This is a genomic window from Streptomyces sp. GDS52 (genome assembly GCF_052246875.1).
Taxonomy (GTDB): domain Bacteria; phylum Actinomycetota; class Actinomycetes; order Streptomycetales; family Streptomycetaceae; genus Streptomyces; species Streptomyces cathayae.
In genome coordinates this window covers 290,981-316,244 of record NZ_CM125966.1, presented here as the reverse complement: position 1 = coordinate 316,244, position 25,264 = coordinate 290,981, and the positions used below count along the sequence as shown (strand labels likewise).

The following is a 25,264-nucleotide window of genomic DNA, read 5'->3' as shown; positions in this document are numbered from 1 at the left end:
ACGGCATCGCGAACGGCATTGCGACCGACATTGCGACCGGCACCGCGAACGGCGCGGTCACCGGCCGGATCCACTCCTGGGACCTGTCCACCGGTGTGGACGGTCCCGGGACCCGGTTCGTCCTCTTCGTCAGCGGCTGTCCCCTGCGCTGCCTGTACTGCGCCAACCCGGACACCTGGCACATGAGGGACGGGAAACCGGCCACCGTCGACGAGGTGATGGCCGAGATCGAGAAGTACCGGGCCTTCATCACCACCGCCGGCGGGGGAGTGACCCTCACCGGCGGCGAGGCCCTCCTGCAGCCGGCGTTCACGGCCGCGGTCTTCCGCCGCTGCAAGGAACTCGGTCTGCACACCGCCCTCGACACCTCCGGCTTTCTCGGCGCCCGCGCCACGGACGGACTCCTCGCCGACACCGACCTGGTGCTGCTGGACATCAAGTCCTTCGACGCCACGACGTACCGGAAGCTGACCTGCGGCGAACTCGCCCCCACCCTCGACTTCGCCACCCGTCTCGACCGGCTGGGCAAACGCATGTGGATCAGGTACGTACTGGTGCCCGGCTGGACCGACGCCCCGGAGGCGATCGACGGGCTCGCCGCCTTCCTCGCGGGCCTCGGCAGTGTCGAGCGGGTCGACATCCTGCCGTTCCACAAGCTCGGCGCCCACAAGTACGACGCGTTGGGCGTTCCCTTCCCCCTGCGGAACACGCCGGTCCCCGACGTGACACTGGTGGACCGGGTCCGCGGGCAGTTCCGGGAACGCGGTCTGCCGGCCCACTGAATGTGCACAGGGCCGGTCGGTCCCCGCCGGGGACCAGCGGCCCCTGTCCCGGGAACGTGCCGGACGAGAGGCTGAAGTCAGACCCCCCGATACCGGAGGCCACCATGGCGCGCACGATCACCGCAGGGATCCGCGGCTCCCGCGACGCCACCCTCCTCGTCGTCGTCGCACACGACTGACGCGCTCACCCCGGAAGGGAAACGAGGACAGCATGAAGGCAGCGGTCGTACGGGAATTCGGCAAACCCCTGGTCATCGAGGAGCGACCCGACCCCGAGCCCGGCCCCGGGCAGGTCCGGGTCCGCGTCGAGGCGTCCGGGCTGTGCCACACCGACATCCACGCCGCGCACGGCGACTGGCCCGTCAAGCCCACCCCGCCGTTCGTGCCCGGCCACGAGGGCGTCGGCCTCGTCGAGAAACTCGGAGAAGGCGTCGCCCACCTCGCCGTCGGCCAACGGGTCGCCGTGCCGTGGCTCGGCAGTGCGTGCGGGCGGTGCGAGCACTGCCTGTCCGGCTGGGAAACGCTCTGCGAGAGCCAGGTCAACACCGGCTACGGCTGCGACGGCAGCTACGCCGAGAAGATGCTGGTCCGGGCCGACTTCGCCCAGCCCGTGCCCGAGGGCGTCAGCGCCGTCGACGCCGCCCCGCTGACCTGCGCGGGCGTCACCACGTACAAGGCTCTCAAGGTCGCCGGTGTCCGGCCCGCCCAGCTCGTCGCCGTCTCCGGTGTGGGCGGACTCGGCCACCTGGCGGTGCAGTACGCGAAGATCGCCGGCGCCACCGTCGCCGCCATCGACGTCACCGACGACAAGCTCGAACTCGCCCGGGAACTGGGCGCGGACATCCTCATCGACGCCCGCACCCAGGACGTCGGCGCGGAGCTGAAACGGCACGGAGGCGCCCATGCCGCCCTTGCCCTCGCCGTGAACCCCGCCGCCTTCGAAGCCGTCAACTCCGGCCTGCGGCGTGGCGGGAAACTCGTCATGGTCGCCCTGCCCGCCCACGGCACCATCCAGGTCCCCATCTTCGACACCGTGCTGGGCGGCACCTCGGTGATCGGCTCCATCGTCGGCACCCGCCAGGACCTCGCCGAGGTCTTCCGACTCCACGCGGCCGGCCGGACCGAGGTCATCCGGGAGACCCGCCCGCTCACCGCCGTCAACGAATCCATCGACGAGGTCCTGCGCGGTCAGGTCAAGGCCCGCATCGTCTTCGACCTCGGCGCGGAAGGCTGAGAAAGATGTCCCTGCACCTGCACCTGCCCCTGGTCGTCGGAGTCGACGGGTCCGATTCCAGCCTGCGGGCCGTCGACTGGGCGGCCGACGAGGCCGCCCTGCGCGACGTGCCCCTGCGCGTGGTGTTCGCCTCCCTGTGGGAACGGTACGAGGGCACCGCGCTCGCGCCGGAACTCGGCCAGTCCTCCGGGCACGTGACCCCCGAGGACATCCTCGCCGCCGCCGTCCGGCGTGCCCGGCGCCACCATGCCGGCCTGTCCGTCACCACCGCGGTCGTGCCCGAGGAACCCGAGTACGTCCTGGTGCGCGAGAGCCGCAACGCCTCCGCCCTGGTCGTCGGTACCCGCGGGCGCAGCGGACTCGCCGGCGCGTTGCTGGGCTCCGTCAGCCTGGCCGTGGCCACCCACGCCCACTGCCCGGTCGTCGTGATCCGAGGCAGCCACGACAACCGGGCCACCGGCGGACGTCACGACCGCATCGTCGTCGGTGTGGCCGACGTGCCGACGGCGGCGCTGCACTTCGCCTACGAGGAGGCACGGCGGCGCGGCGTCCCGTTGGAGGCGGTACGGGCCTGGCGGTGCCCCGCGCACGAGTCGATCAGCCACCCCCTGCTCACCGGGGAGCCCGAGCGGCCGCACGAGGAACGGGCCGCCAAGGAACTGGAGGCCGCCCTCTCCGACGCCCCGGCGGACGTGGAACTGCGCCGGCGCACCGTGGAGGGCCCTGCCCGCAGGGTGCTCCTCGCCGCCTCGGAGGAGGCCGGCCTCCTGGTCGTCGGCCGACGTCGCCCCGGCCGTTCCGGCCGTCCCGGCCCCCGCCTCGGACGGGTCGCCCACACCGTCCTGCACCACTCCGGCTGCCCGGTCGTGGTCGTACCCGACGAGGCGTGAGGCGGGGGCCGGGACGGCCGGGGACGGTGCGTCACCGGCACCGGGCCGGCCCGCCCCGGTGCTCCCCTTCAGGGGGCACCGGGGCGGAAAGCCGTGCGAGGGCGCGGACGTCAGTCGGCGTACGACAGGCCGTGCCCGGAGCGGAAGAGGACCTCGGCCGGGTCGTCGGCCCGCTGGACGGGCACGGGCAGCCTGCCGCGCGGCTCGACCCGGCCGGCGATCACCCGTGCGGCGGCGCGCAGTTCGACCTCGGTCCAGCAGTAGGAGACCAGTGAGGCGGGGACACCGCCGAGGTGGGCGATGTCGTAGGGGTTGCGCACCGCGAGGTGGACGACGGGGACGCCCGTCGCGAGCAGCCGGGACACCAGGGTGCGCTGGGCGCTGGTGGCGTCGACGTTGTCGGTGGTGACCACCACCGCGTCCCGTCCCCGGGCGGCGGCCACGGCCTCGTCGACCTTCGCGGCGTCGGGCGCCCGGCCGGTGGCGAGGTGGGTGGTGCGGTAGCCCAGTTCGTCGAACGCCCTGGCCAGCTCGGGCACCGTGGTGCGGGTGTCGTCGGTCGGGAAGGCCGGGCTGGCGCCGACCACGAGCAGCTTCCGCTGCCTGCTGCGCAGCGGGAGCGCCTTGCCCTCGTTGACCAGCAGGGTGGTGGTGCGCTCGGCGATCCGGGCGGCGGCGAGCCGGTGCCCGCGGGCGCCGACGACCCGGTCGACCTCCTTCGGGGACACGTAGGGGCTGCCGCCGAGCAGGCCGACCTTGTCCTTGACCCGCAGGATGCGCAGGACCGACTCGTCGAGCCGGTCCTCGGTGATCTCTCCGCTGCGGACGGCGGCCAGGACGCCGTTGTAGGCGACGGAGATGTCCGGCGGGAACAGCAGTTGGTCGGCGCCGGCCTTCAGGGCGAGGACGGGCACGCGGTCGTCGCCGTACTTGGTGCGCACGCCGTGCATGTTGAGGGCGTCGGTGACGATCACGCCGTCGAAGCCGAGTTCGTCGCGCAGCACGCCCTGGAGGATCGTGGGCGACAGGGTGGCCGGTTCGTTGCTGGGGTCGAGCGCGGGGACCTGGAGGTGCGCGGTCATGATCGAGTCGACGCCGGCGGCGATGGCGGCCCTGAAGGGCGGGGCGTCGATGCGCTCCCACTCCTCGCGGGTGTGGGTGATCACGGGCAGGTCGGTGTGGCTGTCCTGCCCGGTGTCCCCGTGGCCCGGGAAGTGCTTGGCGCAGGCCGCGACGCCGGCTTGCTGATAGCCCGTCACCTGGGCCGCCACCATGCGGCCGACCTCGCGGGCGTCGGCGCCGAAGGAGCGGACGTTGATGATGGGGTTGGCCGGATTGACGTTGACGTCGGCGACCGGGGCGAAGTTCTGATGGATGCCCAGGGCGGCGAGTTCGGTGCCCGATATCCGTCCGGCGGTGCGCGCGTCGGAGAGCGAGCGGCCCGCGCCGAGCGCCATCGCGCCCGGCAGCTGGGTGGCGCCGCTGCCGATGCGGACGTTGACCCCGTGCTCCTGGTCGATGGAGATCAGGGCCGGGACAGGGGTGGGCAGGGCGAGCGAGGCCCGCTGCACACCGTTCGTCAACTCCGCGATCTGGCGGGGATCCTGGATGTTGTTGGTCCAGCCGTGGAAGTAGATGACACCGCCGATGTGGTACTTGGCGATGAGCTCGGCCACCGTGCGGACGCCGAGTTCCCTGAGGTTGCGTTCCTGGTCGAACCGGCTGGGAGAAGTCGCCGACGCACCGTAGAAGTACGGCACGAACAGCTGGCCGATCTTCGCCTCGATGCTCATCCTGGAGATGATCTTTTTGAGGCGGTTGTCGCGTTTGTGCGCGACCGCGGGGGTGGCCGTCACGCCCACGACGCCCGTCGCGCTCGCGGCGACCACGGTCGCGGAGGCGAGAACGGTTCGTCTGGACAGACTTCGGTCCTGCATGCGGACATGCTCCTTCCGGCCTTGCCCGTCAAGGGAATTGAGGGAAACGTGAAGGACTCCGAACAGCGGGAAACGTAGCCCGCAGATCATGGGCGGGGCAAGAGGTCCAGACACAATAGGTCCAGACGAAGTGAGGACTCTCCCGCCGTGCGCGTGGGTGCCCTGAACTGGGCTGATACATGAAAATCAGTGAGATGCCCGAAATCGCCACCCAGGGGCGCCTCGAAGCCACTCGACGCCGGTTCCTCGGCCCGCGGCAGGCGCGGCCCGCCCGGTGGCACGTCACCAAAGTCGGCAACGGGACAGTGCGGGCCCCGGAACACGTGGGGACAGCTGACCGGACATGCGGATCGCTGTACGCTCCTGAGATCGCCCTCGACCTGGAAGAAGCCGGCAGGGAGCGGAGAAGGCGGGAGTTTCCTCGTGCTTCGCGTGATGTTCAAGTCCAAGATCTGACGATTGGCCGTTCCCGCAGGTCAGAGGCGTGATTGCCGGGCTGAGGTCAGCAGACAGTCAGCATCGGGCGCGGCCGCGTCCCGGCGTTGCCGACCTCCGGGCCGCGAGGGAGTGACCCGGCCCGGCGCCGCCAGGGCCTCCGGCCAGGATGCGGCTGCGTCTCAGCGGACCAAGCCGTTGGTTTCCGTCCACGGGGTTCTCGCGCTCCGGCCGGCGCGGAAGGCGTTGCCCAAGCTGGTGGGCACCGTGGCCCTCGCCCGGTGCGGTCTCCCCACCGCGTCGATCACGCTGGTCACGGTGAGTCTGACGATCAAGGCGCAGCCGGCCCGGTGAGGACCACGTGGCGGCCGGGAACGGGACCCGTCGGCCCGGGGCGAGGAACGGCACGGTGACGGTCTTGCCCGGCGTCGTTCAGCCGTGCCCCGCCGTGAACCGAACCACGCACCCTCCACTCGAAGCCCCTCCGATGGCCCAGGTGCGGTGGTGGTCTGCGGTAGGTGAGGCACATGGTCGACAGGGCGGCCTCTTCCCGAGAACGGAGCGACCCCTTGCAGCACACCGCACAGATCTCACCCCGGGCCATGGAGTCGATCTCGACTCCCGAGCGGGTCGAGACCCACCTGGGCACTCTGGAATTCCCGCTGGGTGTGCCCACCGAGGAGACCGCGAACCGGGTTTACGACCATGTGGGCCACGTGCGCGCGGTCAGCGCGTTCCTCGACGCGTATTCCGGCGTCAGCCTGTGGGCGGCCCGCCGGGGATTCCTGGAGGCCGGAATCCAGGACCACGACGTTCTGCTCTTCTCGGAGTTCATGGATCCCAAGACGCTCGTGCTCACCGGGAACGCGGACACCGTCTACTTCCTGACCTTCCTCGACCTGACCGAGGGTCCGCTGGTGGTGGAAGTGCCGCCCCTGGCCCTCTGTTTCCTCAACGACATGTGGTTCCGCTGGGTCGCGGACCCCGGCATGGCCGGTCCGGATCGCGGAGCAGGCGGCAAGTACCTCTTCGTGCCACCCGGTCATGAGGGCCCTGTTCCCGAGGGCGGGTTCTTCACGCTCCGGACCCGCACCACGCGGCTCATCCTGGGCGGTCGGGCCTTCCTGGAGGGCGATGACCCGAAGCCGGCGGTCGAGCGGGTCAAGGAGGGACTGCGTCTCTACCGCTACGTCCCCGGGTTCTACGGGACCAGCATCGGGGAGATCGTCACCGGCGGCACGGCCCCGCCGCTGCCGTGGACCGCTCAGACCTGGACCGCCGCCCTGCACAGGCCCGACCCGCCGCGCTTCGTCGAGGGCTCAGGGCTTCCCGTGAACACGGTCCCGCCCGGGGACGCGACGTACTTCGACCTCGCGAGCGAGCTCGTGCACGACCAGCCGGCCGAGGCGCTCGACCCCGAGATCGCCGGTGCTCTGGCCGCGGTCGGCATTGTCAAGGGCAGGCCCTTCGAGCCGGACGCGCGGATGCGGGAGATCCTCACCGAGGCAGCCGCGGTCGGCAACGCCACGGCCCGCACCCTCGCCTGCCGTCCGCGTCCGGCCGAGGGGGTGCACTACTACGGTGCCTCCTCCCGGTGGCTCAACGGCCTGCTCGTGTCCGGCCACGAGTTCCTGGCCCCGCCCGCGGACATCACCGACAGGGGCGTCGAGCCCCGCCCGAACGACGGCGCCCGGAAACTCAACCTGCGGTCCTGGTGGTGGTACCTGGGCGTGGGCATCAGCCCGGCGTTCACGGCGCCGCTGCCCGGCGTCGGCTCGCAGTACGTGTTCTCCCTGGCGGATCAGGAGGGCCGGGCCCTCGACGGCGGCAGGTACTACCGACTGGTACTTCCGCCGGACATCCCCGCCGCGAGGTTCTGGTCGGTCACCGTCTACGACAACCAGACGCGGTCGATGCTCGACACCCCACAACGGTTCCCACGGGCCGGCAGCCAGGCCTATCCCACCCCGGCAGCGGTCCCCGACGCGGACGGCACGACCACGGTGCACTTCGGGCCCGACCGGCCCGACGGCGTGCCGGAGGGCAACTGGATCCAGACCACACCGGGCCGGGGATGGTTCGTGGTCCTGCGGCTCTACAGCCCACTGCAGCCGTTCTTCGACAAGACCTGGCGGCCGGGCGAGATCGAGGCGGTGGATTGACCTCGCCCGGCAGCGCTCCGGAGGAACGACGGTCCGGACGGTGAGGCGCATGGGCACGACCTCGCTGGGGAGTTGGAACGACGGTGCCGCGACGCGGGCGAGCGTCGACTTCGTGACGTCCGCGGCGGTGGAAGGCTCGCCGGGCTTCGTCGCGCCGATGGACCGGGTCGCCGTGCTCGGCAACGACGGAACCCTGTGGGTCGAGAAGCCCACGCCGGTGCAGAGGGCGTTCGTCCTCGGGAAACTGGCCGCGCGGCTGGAGGCGGACCCGTCGCCGGCCCGCGAGCAGCCCTACCGGGCGATCGTCGACCGGGACGAGTCGTACTTCCGCGCGCTGAACGAACAGGACCCCGACGCGGTGGCGTCGATGGTGGAGGCCATCGGATCGGCCTGGGAAGGCACCACGCTCGCCCGGTACGAGGCCGAGGCTGCCCGGTACCTGGAGTCCTGGCGCCACGAGCGCTCCGGCGTGCCGTACTCCGGTCTCGTCCACCAGCCGGTGCTGGAGCTGTTCGACTGCCTCAGGGCGTACGGCTGGCGGCTGTTCGTCTGCTCGGGCGGCGGGCGCGACTTCATGCGGGTGATCTGCGAGGACACCTGGGGCCTGCCCAGGGAGAACGTCATCGGCCCGGCCCCGGAGTTCGCCCACCGGGACGGCGCGCCGGTCCGCCGGGCGACCCCGCACGGCCCGGTCGCGCTCGGGCCCGGCAAACCGGAGGACGTCCTCGCCCGCACCGGCCGGCTGCCGGCCTTCGCGGCCGGCAACGACGACGTGGACGTCGAACTGCTCCGGTCCGCGCGGTTCGCCCTGCTCGTCGTCCACGACGACGTCGTCCGGGAGTACGCCTGCACCGACTGCGCGGAGCGGGCACGCGCGACGGCCGAGAGGTCCGGCTGGACGACGGTCGGTGTGAAGGACGACTGGAACGTGGTTCTCAAGTAAAGCCCCACTCAGGAGGAACCCAGTGCCCCACATCAGTGACGCCCCGAGCCCGGGCACATCACCCGAGACCCTCGCGTCGATCGTCTGCCCGGACCGGCTGGAGACGGTCTTCGGAGCGTTGGACTTCTTCGACGGCATGCCCTTGCCCGACGCGGTCACACGTAGCTACGACACGCTGGATCTGCTGCGCGGGATCGAGGCGTTCCTCAACTGCGTGCCCGGCGCCTCCATGGTGGCGATGCGACGCGGATTGCGGAGCATCGGCGTCGACTCCCGCACGATCGGCTACACGGCCCCGCGATGCACCTCGGCGCCGGTGGTGCTCACGGGCAACACGGAGACCACCTACGGGATGACCTTCCTGGCGCTCGACGAGGACGGTCCCACCGTGATCGAGGCGCCGGGGAACTCGCTGTGCGTCGTCGACGACATGTGGCAGCGCTACGTCACCGACATGGGTATCGCCGGTCCCGACAAGGGAGAAGGAGGCAGGTACCTCTTCCTGCCTCCGGGCCACGAAGGTGACGTTCCCGACGGCTACTTCGTCGTGCGGCCGGCGACGTACGGCTCCTGGGTGCTGCTGCGCGCACTGGGGGGCACGGAGAGCCTGCTCACGGCACGGATCTACCCCCTCTCGGCCGCGGCGGACCGGCCCGAGCAGCGCTTCGTCAACTGGGCGGAATCGGACTTCAACACGATCCACGCCAACGACTTCTCCTTCTTCGAGGAGATCGACACCATCGTCCAGGCCGAGCCGGCCGAGTCGCTCGACCCCGAGCGAGCCGGGCAGCTCGCCGCCCTCGGCATCGTGCGCGGCAAGCCCTTCCAGCCGGACGACCGTATGCGCTCGATCCTCGACACCGCCGCCAGGATCGCCTCGGGCATCGTACGGACACTGGCCTTCAAGCCACGTGACCCGGACTTCTTCCACTACCCCGACAGGTCGTGGAAGACCCCGTTCCCCACCCGCAGCTACGAGTTCCTGTCGGCGGAGGGCGCCCGCCTGCTGGACTCCCGGGCGGTGTTCTACTACTTCGCGACCGCCTCCTCACCGGCGATGGTGACGGCGCCCGTCGGCACCGGATCGCAGTACGCCTACACGGCGGAGGACTCCACGGGCGAGTGGCTCGACGGCGGACGGCACTACACGCTCACTCTGCCGAGCGGCATCCCGGTGAAGAACTTCTGGGCCGTCAACGCCTACGACCCCCAGACCCGGTCGCTGCTGCGCACGGACCACCCCTACCCGAGCGTCAACAGCCAGTCGGAAGGTGTCCGGGCCGAGGGCAACGGCGACACGGCCATCCACTTCGGCCCCACCGCGCCGGAGGGCCAGGAGGCGAACTGGGTCCAGACCGTACCCGGCAAGGGATTCTTCGTGATGCTGCGGCTCTACGGTCCGCTCGACGGCTGGTTCGACAAGAGCTGGCGGCCGGGCGAGATCGAACCGGCGTGAGGGAGGCGGCCGGGGGTGAGGCGATCGGTCAGATTCTGTCCTACGGCGTCGCCGTGGCGCTGAGCGCGTTCCCGATCATCGCTGTGGTGCTGATGCCCGCCACCCCCAGGGCACGCTCCAACGGGCCGGCGCTGCTCCTGGGCTGGGCCCTGGGCCTGGCCCTGGTCGGCACGATCGTGCTGCTGGTCTCCGGCGGCGCCGGCGCGAGCGACCAGGGGCAGCCGGCCGGCCGGGCCAGCGCGCTCGACCCGGCGCTCGCCGTGCTGCTGCTGTGGGTGGCGGTGAAGGAGTGGCGCGGCCGGCCGCGCGGCCGGATTTCATGGCCGCGGTCGCGGCGATGCTCGGGGTGACGGTCTTCGACACGCTGCCTGGCCTCTTCATCGGCATCGGCGTCTCCCTGCTTCCGCTCCTGTACCGCTCCTCACGCCCGGTCATGAGAGAACTGGGGCAACTGCCCGGGAACGGACACTTCGCCGCACTCGACAGACACAGCGAGAGCCGCAGGATTCCCGGAGTGATCGTGCTGCGCGTCGAGGCCGGCATCTACTTCGCCAACGCCGAGCGGATCCGGTCCGAGGCCCGAACGACTCCGCCGGCAGCTGCTGCCACGTGCAGCCCGACGTAGCCACGAACACGATCGCGGCCGGCACGTCGCGGTCACCGTGCCGGCGGCCGCCGCCCTGGGGCCGTGAGGGTTCCTCCGGCACCACGCGCTGGAACAGCTCCCACAACTCATCCGGCACCAGCCGCTCAACGAACCCTGCCACGGTCGACCGCCCACCCAGCCAAATGAGCCTCTAAAGGGTCAGCATCGAGCCGGACGGCGTCCGGCTTGTTGACTTGCATCCCTGGCACAGGACACCGCCCGCGGCGCCGGTGGCACGTTCCGAAAGGCCGGCGAGGCCCGCAAGGTCGCCCTCGTGCGTCGCAACGGCCGAGAACCGTTGCCCGGGCAGCGAATCTCCTGGCTTCGGGACCGACCACCCTCGGCCCGGCCCGAAGCCCGTCCTGCGCCCCCCATGAAGCGAACGCCCTTGGCCGCGAGAGGGCTGCCCGCCGAAACGGAGCAGGACGATGGTGCCGGCGTCCCGCACTGCGCCCGGCATGACAAGCTGTACTGGCCCACCCCCGAACCCAGGAGGTCACCATGACCGCAGAGCCCGCACCCACGGAAGGCTCGGAGCCGGCTGCCTCCGAGACGTCCCCTCTGGCGCCGGACGACGACGGCAACTACGACCTCAAGCGCAAGTTCCGTGAAGCCCTGGCACGCAAGCGCGGTGCGCAGGCGGACGCGGCCGACGTCGCCGCCAACCCGAATGCGTCGAAGGTGCGTGCGGCGCACGGCCCGGCTGCGAGCCAGCGGTCGTTCAGGCGTAAGAGCGGCGGCTGAGTCGATCAGTCCCGCGGCCCGGCCGCTTCACGGGCACTCCGCGCGCTCTCCATGCACGCGCCCGGTGCCGTGGCCCGCAACGTGCGCATGCCCGTGTGCGCGTTGAGGGCGAGGCGTAGCCGGCGGTCCGGTCCGCGGGAGGGCCCGACCGAGGTCGGCGCGGGTCGGTGGCGCCGCCGCACCGGCACTCCTGGCCAGGACGTCCGGCCGCCGACGTCGCACGGTGGTCAGGACGTGGCTGACGGCCCGGTGCGACGCCGACGCGTCCGGCCGGCGCCCGGCCGGCGTCACCACCGGAGCCGTCCGGATCACTGATGGAGTCCTGGACGGCGACCGCCAGTTCCTCCACCCGGCGATGTTTCCAGGGTCCCCTGCGTCACCGAGGGCGACGGCGAACACCCGGCGCACTGGCGCACCGACGACGCCACCGCCGCACTCAGCCGGAGAAGCGTGCCATCCACGCCTCGACCTCGTCCGCGGCGCGTGGCAGGGCCGCCGACAGGTTCTCGTGGCCGTCGTCGGTGACGACCAGGTCGTCCTCGATCCGGACGCCGATGCCGCGCCACTCCTCGGGCACCGTCAGGTCGTCCGCCTGGAAATACAGGCCCGGCTCGACGGTCAGGCACATGCCCGGCTCCAGCACACCGTCGACGTAGTCCTCCGTGCGGGCCTGCGCGCAGTCGTGGACGTCCAGGCCCAGCATGTGACCGGTGCCGGCCATGGTGAAGCGGCGCTGCAGGCCGAGCTCGTACGCGCGGTCGACGGGACCCTCGATGAAACCCCACTCGACCAGCCGTGCCGTCAGGTGGCGCTGGGCCGCCTCGTGGAAGTCACGGTACCGGGCGCCCGGCTTGACCGCCGCCATGCCGGCCTCCTGGGCCTCGTACACCGCGTCGTAGATCTCGCGCTGCAGGGGCGTGAAGGTGCCGCTGACCGGAAGCGTGCGGGTGACGTCGGCGGTGTAGAGGGAGTGCGTCTCCACGCCCGCGTCGAGCAGCAGCAGGTCCCCCGGGCGCACCGGGCCGTCGTTGTCCGTCCAGTGCATGATCGTGGCGTGCTCGCCGGCGGCGCAGATCGAGCCGTAGCCCACGGCGTTGCCCTCGAGGCGCGCCCGGCGGAAGAACGTGCCCTCGATCCACCGCTCCGACGACGCGATCGCCCGGGAGAGTTCTGCGACGACGTCGGTGAAGCCGCGCACGGTGGAGTCCACGGCCTTGCGCAGTTCCCCGAGTTCCCAGGCGTCCTTGACGAGGCGGAGATCGCTGAGCGCCTCTTCGAGTTCGGCGTCCCGCCCCGCGTCGGTGGTGACGGCGGCCTCGAGGGAGGGGTCGACCCCACGGACGATGCGCGTCGGTGCTCCGGAGGCGGCAGCCAGGTCGGCAGCCGCGGTGCGCACGTCGCGGCACGGCAGGCCGAGTACACGCTCCGACTCGGCGAGTGAGCGGCGCCTGCCCGTCCACAGCTCCGCGTGGGCGCCCGTCCAGAACTCGTCGTCGTCCCTGCTGTCCCGCGGCAGCTGATAGCAGTAGGCGTCGTGGCCGCCGTCCGCGCGGGGTTCGAGGACGAGCGCGCCGTCCCGGACCTGGTCGCCGGCCATGTGCACGTAGCCCGAGTACGGACGGAAGGGGTAGGTGTCGTCGTTCGAGCGGACCTTGAGGTTCCCCGAGGGGATCACGAGGCGTTCGCCGGGGAACCGCGCGGAGAGCGCGGCGCGGCGGCGGGCCGCGTGCGGGGCCTGCTCGGCGAGCTGGAGGTCGTGTCGTTCGGTGTCCGCCCAGCCCGTCCGCATGAGGGCGGACAGCTCTGCGGAGATCTCCGGGTAGAGGCCGTTCTTCCGGCGTTTCGCCACGTCGTGCACCTTTTCCGTTGGGCTTATCCGTGCTTCCGAGGAAGCCCGTCTCTCGGCGGCGAGGGCCGGCGAGCGCACCGTCCGGGCAGGGTGGCCCCGCCCGATGGGGTTCCGGGCTCCCTCGCTGCCGCCGGTCGGCGGCGGCTCCCGGACGGTACCGCCTCGCGGCAGACGCTGGGGCCGGACAGTGCCAGTGGCACAGATCGGCCACGGGCCCGGGCGGAAAGCATCGATAATGTGCCCCATGGCGAACGCGGAACTCGGCGGGGCCCTCCGTCGGCTGGGGCTCGATCACACGGCGTGCCGGGTCTACCTGGCCCTGCTGGAGCTGGCTCCCGCTCCGCTGAGTGCGATCGGCGCGGCAGCCGGGCTGGGCGGGGCCGGTCTCGCCGCGGCGTACGGAGAGCTGGCCGACGCCGGTCTGGCCAGTTCCGCAGCCGAGGACGGGGACACGGTGGCCCCGGTGCCGCCCGCCGCGGGCCTGGAAATCCTCGCCCGGCACCGGGCGGCCGAGCTCGAGGAGTCGCGCATCGCCGTCACCGGCGCGTTCGAGTCGTTCCGGCGCCAGCGGCTCGCCGCGTACAACGACGACCTCGTCGAGGTCGTCACCGGCGAAGCCGTCGGTCCGAGGATGCGCCATGCGTGGGCCAGCGCCCGCGAGCAGATCCGGCAGTTCGAGTCCCCGCCGTACGCCCCTCTGGCCGGCGCCACCGACGACGCCCTGGCGACGCTGGCCCGCGGGGTGACGCAACGCGTCGTCTACTCACGGGAGTCACTGGAGCACCCCGGCCACCTGAAGGACGTCATCGAACCCTGCATCGAGGCGGGCGAGCAGGCCAGGGTGCTGCCATCGGTGCCGGTCAAGCTCTTGATCATCGATGAGGCGTACGCACTGGTGTCATTGTCGATCAAGGAAGCGGACGTGCACAACACCATGCTGGTGGTGCAGCCGTGCGGCCTGCTCTCCGCCCTGGTGGCCCTGTTCGAGCAGGCATGGCACAACGCCCTCCCCCTCCACGGCCACGCCACCGGCCCCGTCGGCCTCCCACCCGCCGACCGGCGCCTGCTGCGTCTCCTCGCCGGCGGCGCGACCGACGACGTCATCGCCCGCGAACTGGGCATCAGCCGCCGTACGCTGTTCCGCCGCCTCCAGATCCTGATGGCTCGTCTCGGCGCCGCGAACCGCTTCCAGATGGCCCTGCAGGCACAGCGCTCCGGCTGGCTGTGACCAGGCGCCCAGGAGCCACCTGCGACGGCTTCGCCCGGCCCCAGCGGAGAACGGTTCGTCGTGGCCCCCCCCCACGCGATCGTCACCAGGCCCCGGGAGTTCGTCATCGGCGGCGAACAGGCCGACGCCGGCACCAGGGGACGAGACGGCCCGGGAAGAGCCGGCCGCCTGGGCGGGGTGGTACACGCTCTGAGGTCGTCCTTGCGGACCCACGTCCGCAGCAACTCCGCGGTGATGCCGGGATCCGCGGCCACCGCCGGGTACGTCCGCTTGCCACCCGCGGTGCGGTAGAGCGCGACGGCGTCCTGTCCGAACTCCTCCGGATACGGAGACTTGCGTCCCACCTGGACATCCCTCCCTGGACCATCAAGATGCATTGTCAGGGTGTCCACTCCAAAGGATCATCCTCAACCCCTCCGGACAACCCGGTCTCCCGTGAACACAGTGTCTGCGGCCGTTGAGAGCAACCGCCGTCGGCGGTGACGGCGAACCTGCCCGGTTTGTGGGTCCCCAAGGGGGCGAATAGCCTAGTCGCAGGGGGTCGGTTCGATCAGGTTCGATCAGAGGGGCCGCCCATGAGTAAGGACAGAAACCGCGCCTGGCGCGCGACGGGAGTCATCACCGCACTCGCCACGGCCGCCGCGGTCGGCTTCGTCGCCCCGGCTGAGGCCCAGTCCACCGCTCAACTGAACGCGTACGTCAGCGACGGCTGGGGCGGTGGAACCCTCACCAGCAACCCCGCCGGGATCAACTGCCACACTTCGGCGTGGGATCCGTACGCCGGTGACCCGGCGCCCGCCCCGACCGGTACCTGCACTGCGAGCTTCCCGATCGGGACGACGGTCCACTTCAGCGCTACAGCTGACGCGGGTTCATACGTCAACTTTCCGCCCGACCCAGATCCCGTGACCATACGGGCCGGCTACAACTACACGGGGGTTGTGTTCTGCCCGAGCACCGGCCTCTGTTCCGCAGGCTAGTCGCCCGTTGCGGTCCGGTGTGCGGCCGCGCCACCCCGCCATCTGAAGTGGCCTGGATGCCCTGCCCTGTTGGGCGCTCGGGCCGTTCTTTCGAGCAGGGGCAGACCCGTTACGGGGGGGGGGCGCTGGCCCGGCAGGTGTCGGAGGCCCGTACGGCGGCCGAGCGGCGACTGTATGAGGCGGTGGCCCGTGCCACCGACCGGGCCGATCCCGCGCTCGCGCCGGCGCTGGCGGAGCTGCTGGTGGTGCCGGAGGGCAAGCGGGTCCCGGAGTGGGAGCGGCTGCGTACGCCGCCGACGAAGACGACGGGCACCGCGATGGTCCGGGCGATGGAGCGGGTGGAGGAGATCTCCGCGTTCGCGCTGGGCCGGGTCGATCCGTCCCGGGTGCCGGTGAACCGACTGTCCACGCCGGCCCGGTACGGGCAGCTGAGCAAGGCGCAGACGATCGAGCGGGCGCAGCAGCCGCGGCGTACCGCGCTGCTGACGGCGGTGGTGCGTCAGCTGGAGGCGCAGGTGGTCGACGACGCGTTGGATCTGTTCGCAGTGCTGATGGCGAACCGGCTGATCAGCCCCGCGCGGCGGGCCTCGGACCGGGAGCGTCTGGAGATGCTGCCGCAGCTGGAGAAGGCGGCGCGCATCCTGGCGAAGGCGTCGAAGAGCCTCACCGAGGAGCTGGACCTGGTTGCCGAGCACGACGCGGACCTGGACGTGGCCGAGCGCTCCCACCGAAGGTCGGCTGTCCCGAAGGATGGCCTTCTCGGAGCGCGCGGCGCCGGGGCCGTGACGGCGGACCGGATGTGGATGGCGGATCTGCCGGGACAACCGCTGGTGGAGCGTGTTCGGCAAGAAGCGTGGCACGTGCGAGAAGGCCGGCCCACCGGTGCACGACGACCTGGTCCGCCGTGACTTCACCGCGGCCTGTGCGAACCGGCTGTGGCTCGCCGACATCACCGAGCACGCCACCGGCGAAGGCAAGCTCTACCTCTGCGCGGTCAAGGACGCCTTCGGCAACAGGACCGTGGGCTGCCCCATCGGTGCGCGGACGGAGTCCCGCCCGGCCGTGGCCGCCCTGGGCCATGCCGTGGCCCGGCGTGGAGACGTCGACGGGCGCATTCTGCACAGCGGTCGCGGATCGCAGTTCCGCTCCCGGAAGTCCGTCCGGGGGCTCGACCGCCACCGGATGGCCGGAGCGGTGGGGAGGGTTGGAGCTGCCGGTGACAACGCGGCCATGGAGTCCTTCTTCAGCCTGCCGCAGAAGAACGTCCTCGACCGACGGGGCTGGGCTACCCGCGAAGAACTCCGGATCGCGATCGTGACCTGGATCGAGCGGACCTACCACCGACGCCGCAGACAGGCCTCACTCGGCCGGCTGGCCCCCATCGAATGCGAGACCGTCATGACCACGCCGGCCCTCCAGGCCGCGTGACCGCACCTGTCACCCGAACCCGCACCGGACCCGCGGAGCGCGGGCCACGAGAGCCCGACGGCCTTCGAGGAGTGGGCCAGGGCGGCGGGAGCTGATCAGCTCTCTGCTCCCAATTCTCCCGCGGGGCCGGCATCCTGGGCGAGGTAGCGCAGGGCACGCATCACCGTGTCCGCCTCCTCGCCGTGCAATTCCCGGCTGGGTCCCCCGAGGGCGGCATTCCGGGCGGCGATGTCGCCCAGGGCCCGCAGCGCGGTGTCCGCCTCCTCTACCTGCGATTGTCTGCTGGGCCCCGCCGCCTGGAGATCGCTTCCCATGGCAACGGAGATCGCTTCCCGGGCCGGGAGGAACCCGATCGGGGCCGAGTACGCGGCCAGGTCGTTCACGCGGACCAGGCGCAGCTCGCTGGGTTCTGTCTCGGAGCCGGACAGGACCACTTCGGTGCTCTCGACACGGCCCCGGGCGACCCAGTGAGGGGTGCTGCTGTTCCGCCAGAGTTCGAACGTCACGGGTTTCCCCTCTGCGGTGATGGTGACGGGCGCAGAGGCCGGCAGGCCGGCCGGGGGTTCCTCGTCGGGATGGCAGTAGTCCTCGAGAGCCCGCTCCAGGGCCTCGCCGGCCTCTGCATTGCCGGAGGAGGCGCTGAAAACCGTGACGTGCTCGACCTGGGGGTCATAGGACGCAGAGCCGAACCACAGGTACACATGAATGTCGCCGGTGACGTGGTTGTAGCCGCTACCCATGAACTGCCGTGATTCCGGCCAGTCGGCATCAACAGCGACAACCCTGAAGCCATCTGCCGAGCCAGGGGTGCCTTGATCGTTCATGGGATCTCCTTGTGCTCGTCCGTGATCAGGCATCGTGCCATGCACGAGGCCGGGGCCAACGGGTTGGGCCTGGGCCGGTCGGTGCACCACCACTCTCACGGGACCGGTCTCACCAGGTTCTGACAGCGGAGCGCATGGGGCGCCTCTTTGGGACAGTGCTGGCGCTCTCGACACCCGCTTCAGGAGTTCGACCCTCCCTCGGACTGGTCGGGGCGCACCTCGTGAACCGACGCATACGTGGCTGCTGTGTGCCGCCGTCCGGGGGGCGTTGATGTCACCGTTGGATGTCAGCGGAACAGCTCGGGCATCGGGCAGGCCTCCAACGGCTCCTCCGACCGGTCCCCGGAGGAGACCGCCGCCGCACTGAGGGTGTCGGAGCGGGCGGTGGAAGTCCTGGTGTGAGCGGGGCGGGGCCGGGATCCTGTCGAAGGGTCACCGGGCCGCCCGAGTCGGCCCCCGTCCCAGACAGGCCGGACCGGACAAGGCCGGACCGGACAGGCCGGACTCGTGCAAAACAGACTCGGCGCTGCCCCGTACGTGCGTCGATATCAGCGACCGGATCGTCTTCGACGAACTGCTGCAACTCCTGCGGTTCGGCTGCTCCTACCAGGCGATCGCCGATTCGACCTGCTCGGCCACGACGATCCGAGGTCGCCGCGACGAATGGATCCGGCTCGGCGGCTTCGCCCGGCTCAAGCAGATCGCGCTGGACGCCTACGACCGGAGCGTCGGCCTCGTGCTGGACCAGATCGCGATCGACGGATCCATCACCAAGGCTCCCGGCGGCAGTGAGGTCGCCGGGCATTCACCGGTCGACCACGGCAAACAAGGCCTGAAACGCTCGGGTATGACAGTTGGTCATGGAATTCCGCTGGGCGGTGCCCTGGCCGGGGTCAACCGTCACGACTCCGCACTTGCTGGCCCCGACCCTGGACCGCCTGGCAGATCTCGGACCGCCGCCCGACGAGATCACGGTGCACCTGGACTCCGGCTACGACTCGGGGAAAACCCGCACCCTGCTCGACGAACGCGGACTGCACGGCCGGATTGCTCACAAGGGCGAGAAGGCACCGATCCAGGCGAGCCGACGGTGGCACGTCGAGCGCACCCACGCCTGGCAGAACGCCTTCCACCGGCTCGCCCGCTGCCACGAACGCCGCGCCACCGTCATCGACGCCTTCTTCGACCTCGCCGACACGATCATCACCGTCCGTAGCCTCACCCGACAGTCCTGAACCACCCACCGCTGGGGCAACCGCCCGAGGCGACGCCCATGAACCCATCTGTCGGAGTGGGGCCCCGTCCGGGAAGGGACAGGGTGGGTCTGTATCGATATGCGGCTCCGCCGCAGGCGCCCGTACCCGCCTCCACCCGCGTCCAGGAATAGCCGCGGGCCCGCACCGGGTTGCCACGAGCATGACGAAAAATGCGCCGCGGCCCGAGGTGTTGCGATACACCGCCTTCTCCAGCGCCCCCGACGGCGGGAACCCCGCCGGCGTCGTTCTGGACGCCGCCGCCCTGGACGACAACGACATGCTGGCCCTCGCCGCAGAGCTCGGATACTCGGAGTCCGCGTTCCTGACCGCGCCCCCGGAGGGCCTCGGCGGCCAGGAGGGGCGGGCGTACAGCATCCGGTATTTCAGTCCCAGGGCCGAGGTGCCGTTCTGCGGGCACGCCACCGTCGCAGCCGCCGTCGCGCTCGCCGAGCGGACAGGTCCCGGGGCGCTGGTGTTCGCGACGCGCGCCGGCACCGTGCCGGTGGAGGTGGCCGAGGAGGACGGCACGCTCCGGGCCACGCTCACCAGTGTCGAGCCGCACGTCGAGGAGATCGCAGGGACCGACCTCGCGGAGGCGCTCGCCGCGCTCGGCTGGCCGGCCGCCGATCTCGATCCGGGCTTCCCGCCCCGGATCGCGTTCGCCGGCGCCCGCCATCTCGTTCTTGCGGCGGCGACGCGCGCCCGCCTCGCGGATCTCGCGTACGACTTCGCACGCCTCGAAGCCCTGATGCACCGCTTGGACCTGACCACGGCCCAGTTGGTGTGGCGGGAGTCGGCCACCGTCTTCCACGTCCGTGACCCGTTCCCCGTCGGCGGCGTCGTCGAGGACCCGGCGACCGGCGCCGCGGCCGCCGCGTTCGGCGCCTACGCCCGTGAGCTCGGCCTGGTCCCCGAGGACGCCGTCCTCACCCTGTACCAGGGCGAGGACCTGGGCCGCCCCGGCGAGCTCACGGTGACACTGCGCGCGGGTGACCGGCGCGTCCGGGTCGGCGGCGCAGGAGCCCGCATCAGCTAAGACCGTGTCCGACTCACCACGTAGGACACGGTTTTAGCCCGGTGTGATACCGAGGGCGAGCGGAATGGGGCGGGGGCTGTGGGGCGACGAACACACCGCGATCGGGTTGTCCGTCGTCACGGCCCAGCGAGGCTCGCTATCAGGTTCCTGCTCGCCGACCAGGAGGGCAGCCAACTCGTCGACACCGTGGACAAGTCCACGGTAGAGCGGAACTGCCCGAATCACCTGCTCCGATGGTCCGCAGGTGTCCGCGCTCGTCCGCCGCCGTCCGTCGGTGTTGTCACGCAGTCAGACAGTCTTCCGGCAGGCGTGAGGTGAGCTTCAGTCGCCCGCGAACCACAGGTAACTGCCCCGAGTGGCTGCGCACTCACTCAGCATCCTTGCGAGGTCGTCCAATGCGGCGAGCTGACGCTCGTCACCGCATCGTTGCTTCAGATCGCGAATCTCGCGGACGGCGGCTGCGGCCTCCTGCTTGTTCATCAACGTATCCCCGTACAGATCGACGGCAGTGAGCCTCCCGGGTACTCCGAGGAGCTGAAGCGAGCCGAGGGCATCGGCCAGAGCGTCTCCATGTCCGTAGGAGCTCTGCACGAGCGTCGCGCGCCAGTTCTTGCGTGCCGGCCGTGATGAGTGCAGCTCCAGATCGATCCCCATGCCTCATGATGCACACGCTGTGCCGTTGGACAGCCGCTCGTGACCTGCGCGGCCCCACGTGGGCAAGGCTCCTCTCCCACAGGTGTCTTCTTGCCCCGGGTCTTGCCGGAGATCTTGATGACCTGCGTTTCCGCTGTTCAGGAACGGTGGGCTCGTGTGCCTGGTGGTCGTCATCGGCAGCTGGCGAGCGACCTCGGACAGCCCAGGGACGGCCCAGCCAACGCGGTCATGTGCGCCGGCCTGTCGCGTTACGCAGCGCCTCGAACCACTTCCCAGGACGCACCCCACCAGCCTCGGGCTGTTGGCGCTGGATCCAGCGGCTCGGACCCCGCTCAGCCCTCGGCCGTTGACGTCCGACACGAGGCCGGTTGCGTTCGCCTGGAACAACAATTCCGGAGAGGCTACTCCGTCGAGGACAGCCCCCTGCGACCGCCGAGATCGCGCCCGGGCAGGAGCCTTCCGGCGCTCCAACGAGGCACTCACCCGCGCCATGGCCGCCGCGGACGGCCCGGTGGAACGCGTCGAGGCGTTCTTCAGGGAAAGCCTCCGCCTCGGCGCCGAAGGCGCACACCGACCCGCCGCCGCCCTCATGGGCGCCGGCCTCTCTGCGGCCTGCCAGGAACGGCTGATGGAACTCCACCTGGAACAGGTCGAACCATTCCGCGCAGCCGTCCGGCAGCTCGGTGCCCCCGAGCCCGCGCTCACGGTGGATCTGGTCGCCGGGATGCTGCACACGGCCCTCGCCGCCGTCGACGGAGGTGCTCCGCTCGGCGGCACGGTCCACGCACCGGAGGACGATCACTGAACGTCCTCCGGTGCGCGGACGGGGCGGGTGAGGTGACCTGAGCTGTTCAGATCACGGGGTGGCGGGCTCGGCCCTCCGCCGAGCCCGCCACCCCGGCCCCCTACCGGAGCCGGACCCGCGTCATGCCGTCAGCGCTGCAGTGTCAGCAGACCCGGACGGTAGGGCAGGAGGCCGTAGTCGCCGCCGGAGTTGGGGCTGCGGCCCTGGTAGAGCAACTGCAGATTGCAGGGATCGACGGTCATGGTCTGATCGGCGCTGGTGCGGATCAGTTCGCCGTGACTGATGTCGTTGGTCCAGGTGGCGCCACTGTTGGCCTTGCCGGCGAAGGGATTGCTCTCGGTCGCGGCTTGGGGTGTCCATGAGCCGTTCAGGCTGGTGGCCGTGAACGAGCGGAAGTACCGGCCCTGCGAGCCGATCGCCTCGACGATCATGAGGTAGCGGTTCTGGCCCTGCAGCTTGTAGACCTGCGGGGCTTCGAACAGGTTGTTCGTCGTATCGCTCATGACCACTGTCGAGGTCGAGCCGAAGCTGCCCGGGAAGTTCCCGATCGGCATACTGGCCCGGTAGATCTTGCCGTTGTCGCCGGCGAAGAACAGGTACATGTTCGTGCCGTCACCGATGAGTGTCTGGTCGATGGGCCCTGTTCCGGAGCCGGAGATGCTTCCGGAGAAGAGCACCTGCTCGGACGACCAGCCATTCGGGTTGGTGGGGTCGCTCGACGTCCGGTAGGAGAAGGCGGTCCCGCCCCACTGGTAGGCGAGCACCCAGATGTTCTTCGGCGCGAAGTAGAAGAGCGTGGGTGCGACGGTGGAACTGGACATCGTGTTCTGGCCGGCCGAGGCCATCTCCGACCAGTTGGTGAACAGGCCGAAGTTCATCGAACCCCACCTCGTCCCCGTGTCGTGCGTGGTCGCATAGACGAGTTGTCTGCCGTTGTAGGGGGCGACGGTGAAGTCCTTGAGCGAGGCCCACCCCTGCTTGGGCTGCGCCAGCGCGCCCGTCGATGTCCAGCGGTAGCTCGACGGAAGATCGCACGAGCCGGGGGTGCCGGCGCCGACCTTGACGAGTTGCCACTGCTGGTTGGCGCCGCCCCAGTCGTCGTACTGGACGACGTTCGCGTTGTCGGCGGTGGAGGCGCCCTGTACTTCGAGGGCCTTGTTGCTGTGGCGCGAGATGAGCCTCACGTAGCCGTCCGAGCTGTCGGCCGGCCGCCACTGCTGGTTGGTGCCGTTCAGGTCGGCCCACTGGACGATCGAGCCGCCGTTCGCGGTGGACCAGTTGTGGACGTCCAGCACCTTGCCCGAGTGGCGGGACTTGATGCGGTAGTAGCCGTCCCCGGAATCGACGAACTGCCACTGCTGCTGGTTCTGGTCGTTCCTGGTCCACTGGGTGATACGGGCGCCGTCGTCGGTCGCCATGTTGTAGACGTCCAGGGCTTTGCCGCTGTTGCGGTTGACCAGCACGTACGAGGCGTTGGGGTCCACGGTCGCGGCCTCGGCGGGCTGGGCGCCGAGGAAGGTGGCCAGCAGCAGCAAGGGCGCAAGGACGCCGAGTAAGCGTCTTGGACGGACCGTGGACGGGTGGCGAAACCACATCAGAGGGCCTCCTTGGGGGGCGGGGTGAGGCGACGCCGATGAACTGCGGAGCGGCAGCCGCGCCGAGGCGGGCAGAGACGGGTTCGAAAGTTTCGAAGTGATCCCGGTTCTGTGACGCCACAAGCTAGGAAGGGGAGGCCCTCCGGTCAAGGTCTGTCGTCGATCTGTCTGCAAACCATTCCTCCCACCGGGCGGGGCAATCCCTTGTGTCGACCGTGAATCCGCAGGTGGTGTGCGGTACGGCTCACCGTTCCAGGGATCCGCCCGCCTTGACACGGCATCGAAAATTTCGGAAGGGAAGCAGAAACTTTTTCTGCCGCGAGGGTTGACGAGTCGCTGTCAACCTCTCAATCATCCTGTTTGGTAAACCGACCGCAGGACGAGATTTCGAACCACGCTGGTCCCGGGCAGCCTGTGCCGTACTGCGGAGTCGCGCACAGCTGCACGACAGATCCGCGCACCAAAGCACCTGCGCCACCCCGTTTTTTCGTCCCGGTGAGGCTCGTACCGACGCATCCCGACCCTCCGTGCGGCAGGAGAGGCGGGCGACGCCGCGTGACGGCCTCCCGGCTGAGCCGCGATGGAGTACCCCCGTACCTGTCCTGTGTCGAAAGACCGCTGCCGCCCGGCCTACGTCACTCGGCGGCCGACCGGGCCCGTCCGTGCCGGTTGAAATCCTCCCGGGCCCTGTGACCGTGGTGTCCGGTGATCCCGTTATTCCTACTTTGGAGGCACAGCCATGGGCTTGTACGCCCTTCCCAGACCCGTTGTCCGGCGGAAGATCCGTGCTCTGCTGTTGGCGCTGGTCGCCGGCGTCCTCGGTGTGGCCGCCGTCCTGGTCGCGCCGCCGTCCGCTCAGGCCGCCGAGAGCACGCTCGGCGCCGCGGCGGCGCAGAGCGGCCGCTACTTCGGCGTCGCCATCGCCGCGAACAGGCTGAGCGACTCGACGTACGCGACGATCGCGGCCCGGGAGTTCAACTCGGTGACGGCCGAGAACGAGATGAAGATCGACGCCACCCAACCGCAGCGGGGCCAGTTCAACTTCACCGCCGCCGACCGCGTCTACAACTGGGCGGTGCAGAACGGCAAGCAGGTGCGCGGCCACACCCTGGCCTGGCACTCCCAGCAGCCCGGCTGGATGCAGAGCCTCAGCGGCAGCGCACTGCGCCAGGCGATGATCGACCACATCAACGGCGTGATGGCCCACTACAAGGGCAAGATCGCGCAGTGGGACGTGGTGAACGAGGCCTTCGCCGACGGCAGTTCCGGAGCCCGTCGCGACTCCAACCTGCAGCGCACCGGCAACGACTGGATCGAGGTCGCCTTCCGCGCCGCGCGCGCCGCCGACCCGTCCGCCAAGCTCTGCTACAACGACTACAACGTCGAGGACTGGACCTGGGCCAAGACCCAGGCCATGTACGCCATGGTGCGGGACTTCAAGCAGCGCGGCGTGCCGATCGACTGCGTCGGCTTCCAGTCGCACTTCAACAGCGGCAGCCCCTACAACAGCAACTTCCGTACCACCTTGCAGAACTTCGCCGCCCTCGGTGTCGACGTGGCCGTCACCGAACTCGATATCCAGGGTGCCTCGGCCTCGACCTACGCCAACGTGGTCAACGACTGCCTGGCCGTCCCGCGCTGCCTCGGCATCACCGCCTGGGGTGTGCGCGACAGCGACTCCTGGCGATCGGAGCACACGCCGCTGCTGTTCAACAACGACGGCAGCAAGAAGCCCGCCTACACCGCCGTCCTCAACGCACTCAACGGCGGCTCCACCACACCGCCCGCGGACGGCGGAACGATCAAGGGCGTCGGTTCGGGCCGCTGCCTGGACGTGCCTGGCACCAGCACCGCCGACGGCACCCAGCTCCACCTGTGGGACTGCCACAACGGCACCAACCAGCAGTGGACGTACACCGACGCCGGCGAGCTCAGGGTCTACGGCAACAAGTGCCTGGACGCCGCCGGCACCGGCAACGGCGCCAAGGTCCAGATCTACAGCTGCTGGGGCGGCGACAACCAGAAGTGGCGCCTCAACTCCAACGGATCCATCGTCGGCGTCCAGTCCGGCCTCTGCCTCGACGCCGTCGGGGGCGGCACCGCCAACGGCACCCTGATCCAGCTCTACTCCTGCTCGAACGGAAACAACCAACGGTGGACCCGCGCCTGACAAGGCCTGCACGAAGACATCGTTGATGATCGCGAGGGTCGCCGCCGTGGTGGCGGCGACCCTCGCGATCGGCACGGCCCGGTGGCGGCGTCACAACGGTCCGGTCCCCGTGGAAGTGCAGGAAGGAGTCCTTCTCCTCGGAGTGAACGGTGTTCCTCACAATCCTCAAGTCCGACACGTGCCGCGATGTACAGTGAAGACCGCCCTTGA

The 25,264-nt window shown here is 70.4% G+C and carries 19 protein-coding genes and 5 pseudogenes; 17 read left to right on the top strand and 7 right to left on the bottom strand.

Annotated elements, in window-relative coordinates:
- Positions 1–5 precede the first annotated feature (5 nt).
- The 3 genes from pflA (at position 6) to ACTWJ9_RS01555 (ending at position 2,906) form a co-directional block, all read left to right on the top strand.
- Positions 6–782 (top strand): pyruvate formate-lyase-activating protein, encoded by a 777-nt coding sequence (pflA, locus tag ACTWJ9_RS01565; RefSeq protein ID WP_279337831.1) that lies wholly within the window; start codon positions 6–8, stop codon positions 780–782.
- A gap of 211 nt (positions 783–993) precedes the next feature.
- Positions 994–2,016, top strand: a complete 1,023-nt coding sequence (locus ACTWJ9_RS01560) for a zinc-dependent alcohol dehydrogenase (protein ID WP_279332245.1) — start codon at positions 994–996, stop codon at positions 2,014–2,016.
- Positions 2,017–2,021: 5 nt separating this feature from the next.
- Positions 2,022–2,906 (top strand): universal stress protein, encoded by an 885-nt coding sequence (locus tag ACTWJ9_RS01555; RefSeq protein WP_388705347.1) that lies wholly within the window; start codon positions 2,022–2,024, stop codon positions 2,904–2,906.
- A gap of 110 nt (positions 2,907–3,016) precedes the next feature.
- On the opposite strand, the gene ACTWJ9_RS01550 is transcribed toward ACTWJ9_RS01555, so the two are convergent.
- Positions 3,017–4,843, bottom strand: coding sequence for a glycoside hydrolase family 3 protein (locus ACTWJ9_RS01550; RefSeq protein WP_388705344.1), 1,827 nt, complete (start codon positions 4,841–4,843; stop codon positions 3,017–3,019).
- Between the two features lie 1,004 nt (positions 4,844–5,847).
- Here ACTWJ9_RS01550 and ACTWJ9_RS01545 point away from each other — a divergent pair.
- The 5 genes from ACTWJ9_RS01545 to ACTWJ9_RS01525 are packed head-to-tail and all read left to right on the top strand — an operon-like array spanning position 5,848 to position 10,464.
- On the top strand, positions 5,848–7,440 hold the full coding sequence (locus ACTWJ9_RS01545) for a DUF1254 domain-containing protein (protein ID WP_388705341.1): 1,593 nt from the start codon (positions 5,848–5,850) through the stop codon (positions 7,438–7,440).
- 49 nt (positions 7,441–7,489) lie between these two features.
- A complete protein-coding gene (locus ACTWJ9_RS01540; protein WP_443295062.1) occupies positions 7,490–8,383 on the top strand; it encodes a haloacid dehalogenase-like hydrolase in 894 nt (297 codons plus the stop codon).
- 22 nt (positions 8,384–8,405) lie between these two features.
- Positions 8,406–9,839, top strand: coding sequence for a DUF1254 domain-containing protein (locus tag ACTWJ9_RS01535; RefSeq protein ID WP_443295061.1), 1,434 nt, complete (start codon positions 8,406–8,408; stop codon positions 9,837–9,839).
- On the top strand, positions 9,836–10,189 hold the full coding sequence (locus ACTWJ9_RS01530; protein WP_279332234.1) for a GAP family protein: 354 nt from the start codon (positions 9,836–9,838) through the stop codon (positions 10,187–10,189). Before ACTWJ9_RS01535 ends, ACTWJ9_RS01530 begins: the two co-directional genes overlap by 4 nt.
- A complete protein-coding gene (locus ACTWJ9_RS01525; RefSeq protein WP_279338168.1) occupies positions 10,159–10,464 on the top strand; it encodes a hypothetical protein in 306 nt (101 codons plus the stop codon). Before ACTWJ9_RS01530 ends, ACTWJ9_RS01525 begins: the two co-directional genes overlap by 31 nt.
- Here ACTWJ9_RS01525 and ACTWJ9_RS01520 read toward each other — a convergent pair.
- Positions 10,433–10,606: pseudogene (locus tag ACTWJ9_RS01520) on the bottom strand (transposase); the annotation flags it as partial. The gene ACTWJ9_RS01525 and the pseudogene ACTWJ9_RS01520 sit on opposite strands and share 32 nt — an antisense overlap.
- A 380-nt stretch (positions 10,607–10,986) precedes the next feature.
- Between ACTWJ9_RS01520 and ACTWJ9_RS01515 the strand changes: the two are divergent.
- A complete protein-coding gene (locus ACTWJ9_RS01515) occupies positions 10,987–11,229 on the top strand; it encodes a DUF5302 domain-containing protein (protein ID WP_279332232.1) in 243 nt (80 codons plus the stop codon).
- A 436-nt stretch (positions 11,230–11,665) separates the two neighbouring features.
- Here the strand turns inward: ACTWJ9_RS01515 and ACTWJ9_RS01510 are convergent, their stop codons facing one another.
- Entirely contained in the window at positions 11,666–13,078 is a 1,413-nt protein-coding gene (locus ACTWJ9_RS01510; RefSeq protein ID WP_443295060.1) for an aminopeptidase P family protein, read from the bottom strand.
- A 244-nt stretch (positions 13,079–13,322) separates the two neighbouring features.
- Here ACTWJ9_RS01510 and ACTWJ9_RS01505 point away from each other — a divergent pair, with 244 nt between their 5' ends.
- On the top strand, positions 13,323–14,306 hold the full coding sequence (locus tag ACTWJ9_RS01505; RefSeq protein WP_279332229.1) for a helix-turn-helix transcriptional regulator: 984 nt from the start codon (positions 13,323–13,325) through the stop codon (positions 14,304–14,306).
- Between the two features lie 197 nt (positions 14,307–14,503).
- Here ACTWJ9_RS01505 and ACTWJ9_RS01500 read toward each other — a convergent pair.
- Positions 14,504–14,650: pseudogene (locus ACTWJ9_RS01500) on the bottom strand (IS3-like element ISRhosp1 family transposase); the annotation flags it as partial.
- 231 nt (positions 14,651–14,881) lie between these two features.
- Here ACTWJ9_RS01500 and ACTWJ9_RS01495 point away from each other — a divergent pair.
- From ACTWJ9_RS01495 to ACTWJ9_RS01485, 3 genes and pseudogenes are all read left to right on the top strand, one after another.
- A complete protein-coding gene (locus ACTWJ9_RS01495) occupies positions 14,882–15,286 on the top strand; it encodes a hypothetical protein (protein WP_279332227.1) in 405 nt (134 codons plus the stop codon).
- A 182-nt stretch (positions 15,287–15,468) separates the two neighbouring features.
- A complete protein-coding gene (locus ACTWJ9_RS01490) occupies positions 15,469–16,194 on the top strand; it encodes a hypothetical protein (protein ID WP_443295059.1) in 726 nt (241 codons plus the stop codon).
- Positions 16,094–16,714 (top strand): annotated as a pseudogene (locus ACTWJ9_RS01485) (DDE-type integrase/transposase/recombinase); the annotation flags it as partial. The gene ACTWJ9_RS01490 and the pseudogene ACTWJ9_RS01485, both read left to right, overlap by 101 nt.
- Positions 16,715–16,809: 95 nt before the next feature.
- On the opposite strand, the gene ACTWJ9_RS01480 reads toward ACTWJ9_RS01485, so the two are convergent.
- Positions 16,810–17,538, bottom strand: a complete 729-nt coding sequence (locus ACTWJ9_RS01480; protein ID WP_443295058.1) for a hypothetical protein — start codon at positions 17,536–17,538, stop codon at positions 16,810–16,812.
- 547 nt (positions 17,539–18,085) lie between these two features.
- Between ACTWJ9_RS01480 and ACTWJ9_RS01475 the strand changes: the two are divergent.
- Both ACTWJ9_RS01475 and ACTWJ9_RS01470 read left to right on the top strand, forming a co-directional pair.
- A pseudogene (locus tag ACTWJ9_RS01475) lies at positions 18,086–18,773 on the top strand (IS5 family transposase); the annotation flags it as partial.
- Between the two features lie 181 nt (positions 18,774–18,954).
- On the top strand, positions 18,955–19,830 hold the full coding sequence (locus tag ACTWJ9_RS01470; RefSeq protein WP_443295057.1) for a PhzF family phenazine biosynthesis protein: 876 nt from the start codon (positions 18,955–18,957) through the stop codon (positions 19,828–19,830).
- A 321-nt stretch (positions 19,831–20,151) separates the two neighbouring features.
- Here ACTWJ9_RS01470 and ACTWJ9_RS01465 read toward each other — a convergent pair whose 3' ends face one another.
- Complete coding sequence (locus ACTWJ9_RS01465; RefSeq protein WP_443295056.1) at positions 20,152–20,484, bottom strand: hypothetical protein; 333 nt, start codon at positions 20,482–20,484, stop codon at positions 20,152–20,154.
- A 454-nt stretch (positions 20,485–20,938) separates the two neighbouring features.
- Between ACTWJ9_RS01465 and ACTWJ9_RS01460 the strand changes: the two are divergent.
- A pseudogene (locus ACTWJ9_RS01460) lies at positions 20,939–21,289 on the top strand (TetR/AcrR family transcriptional regulator); the annotation flags it as partial.
- A gap of 128 nt (positions 21,290–21,417) precedes the next feature.
- On the opposite strand, the gene ACTWJ9_RS01455 reads toward ACTWJ9_RS01460, so the two are convergent.
- A complete protein-coding gene (locus ACTWJ9_RS01455) occupies positions 21,418–22,884 on the bottom strand; it encodes a non-reducing end alpha-L-arabinofuranosidase family hydrolase (protein ID WP_279332218.1) in 1,467 nt (488 codons plus the stop codon).
- A gap of 739 nt (positions 22,885–23,623) precedes the next feature.
- Between ACTWJ9_RS01455 and ACTWJ9_RS01450 the strand changes: the two genes are divergently transcribed.
- Positions 23,624–25,054 (top strand): endo-1,4-beta-xylanase, encoded by a 1,431-nt coding sequence (locus tag ACTWJ9_RS01450; protein WP_279332216.1) that lies wholly within the window; start codon positions 23,624–23,626, stop codon positions 25,052–25,054.
- The last annotated feature ends 210 nt before the right edge of the window (positions 25,055–25,264 follow it).

Coding starts and splice junctions, on each gene's coding strand:
- ACTWJ9_RS01560 (WP_279332245.1), top strand. CDS start 994: ATGAAGGCAGCGGTCGTACGGGAATTCGGCAAACCCCTGGTCATCGAG.
- ACTWJ9_RS01555 (WP_388705347.1), top strand. CDS start 2,022: ATGTCCCTGCACCTGCACCTGCCCCTGGTCGTCGGAGTCGACGGGTCC.
- ACTWJ9_RS01550 (WP_388705344.1), bottom strand. CDS start 4,843: ATGCAGGACCGAAGTCTGTCCAGACGAACCGTTCTCGCCTCCGCGACC.
- ACTWJ9_RS01540 (WP_443295062.1), top strand. CDS start 7,490: ATGGGCACGACCTCGCTGGGGAGTTGGAACGACGGTGCCGCGACGCGG.
- ACTWJ9_RS01525 (WP_279338168.1), top strand. CDS start 10,159: ATGGCCGCGGTCGCGGCGATGCTCGGGGTGACGGTCTTCGACACGCTG.
- ACTWJ9_RS01515 (WP_279332232.1), top strand. CDS start 10,987: ATGACCGCAGAGCCCGCACCCACGGAAGGCTCGGAGCCGGCTGCCTCC.
- ACTWJ9_RS01505 (WP_279332229.1), top strand. CDS start 13,323: ATGGCGAACGCGGAACTCGGCGGGGCCCTCCGTCGGCTGGGGCTCGAT.
- ACTWJ9_RS01495 (WP_279332227.1), top strand. CDS start 14,882: ATGAGTAAGGACAGAAACCGCGCCTGGCGCGCGACGGGAGTCATCACC.
- ACTWJ9_RS01480 (WP_443295058.1), bottom strand. CDS start 17,538: ATGAACGATCAAGGCACCCCTGGCTCGGCAGATGGCTTCAGGGTTGTC.
- ACTWJ9_RS01470 (WP_443295057.1), top strand. CDS start 18,955: ATGACGAAAAATGCGCCGCGGCCCGAGGTGTTGCGATACACCGCCTTC.
- ACTWJ9_RS01465 (WP_443295056.1), bottom strand. CDS start 20,484: ATGGGGATCGATCTGGAGCTGCACTCATCACGGCCGGCACGCAAGAAC.
- ACTWJ9_RS01455 (WP_279332218.1), bottom strand. CDS start 22,884: ATGTGGTTTCGCCACCCGTCCACGGTCCGTCCAAGACGCTTACTCGGC.
- ACTWJ9_RS01450 (WP_279332216.1), top strand. CDS start 23,624: ATGGGCTTGTACGCCCTTCCCAGACCCGTTGTCCGGCGGAAGATCCGT.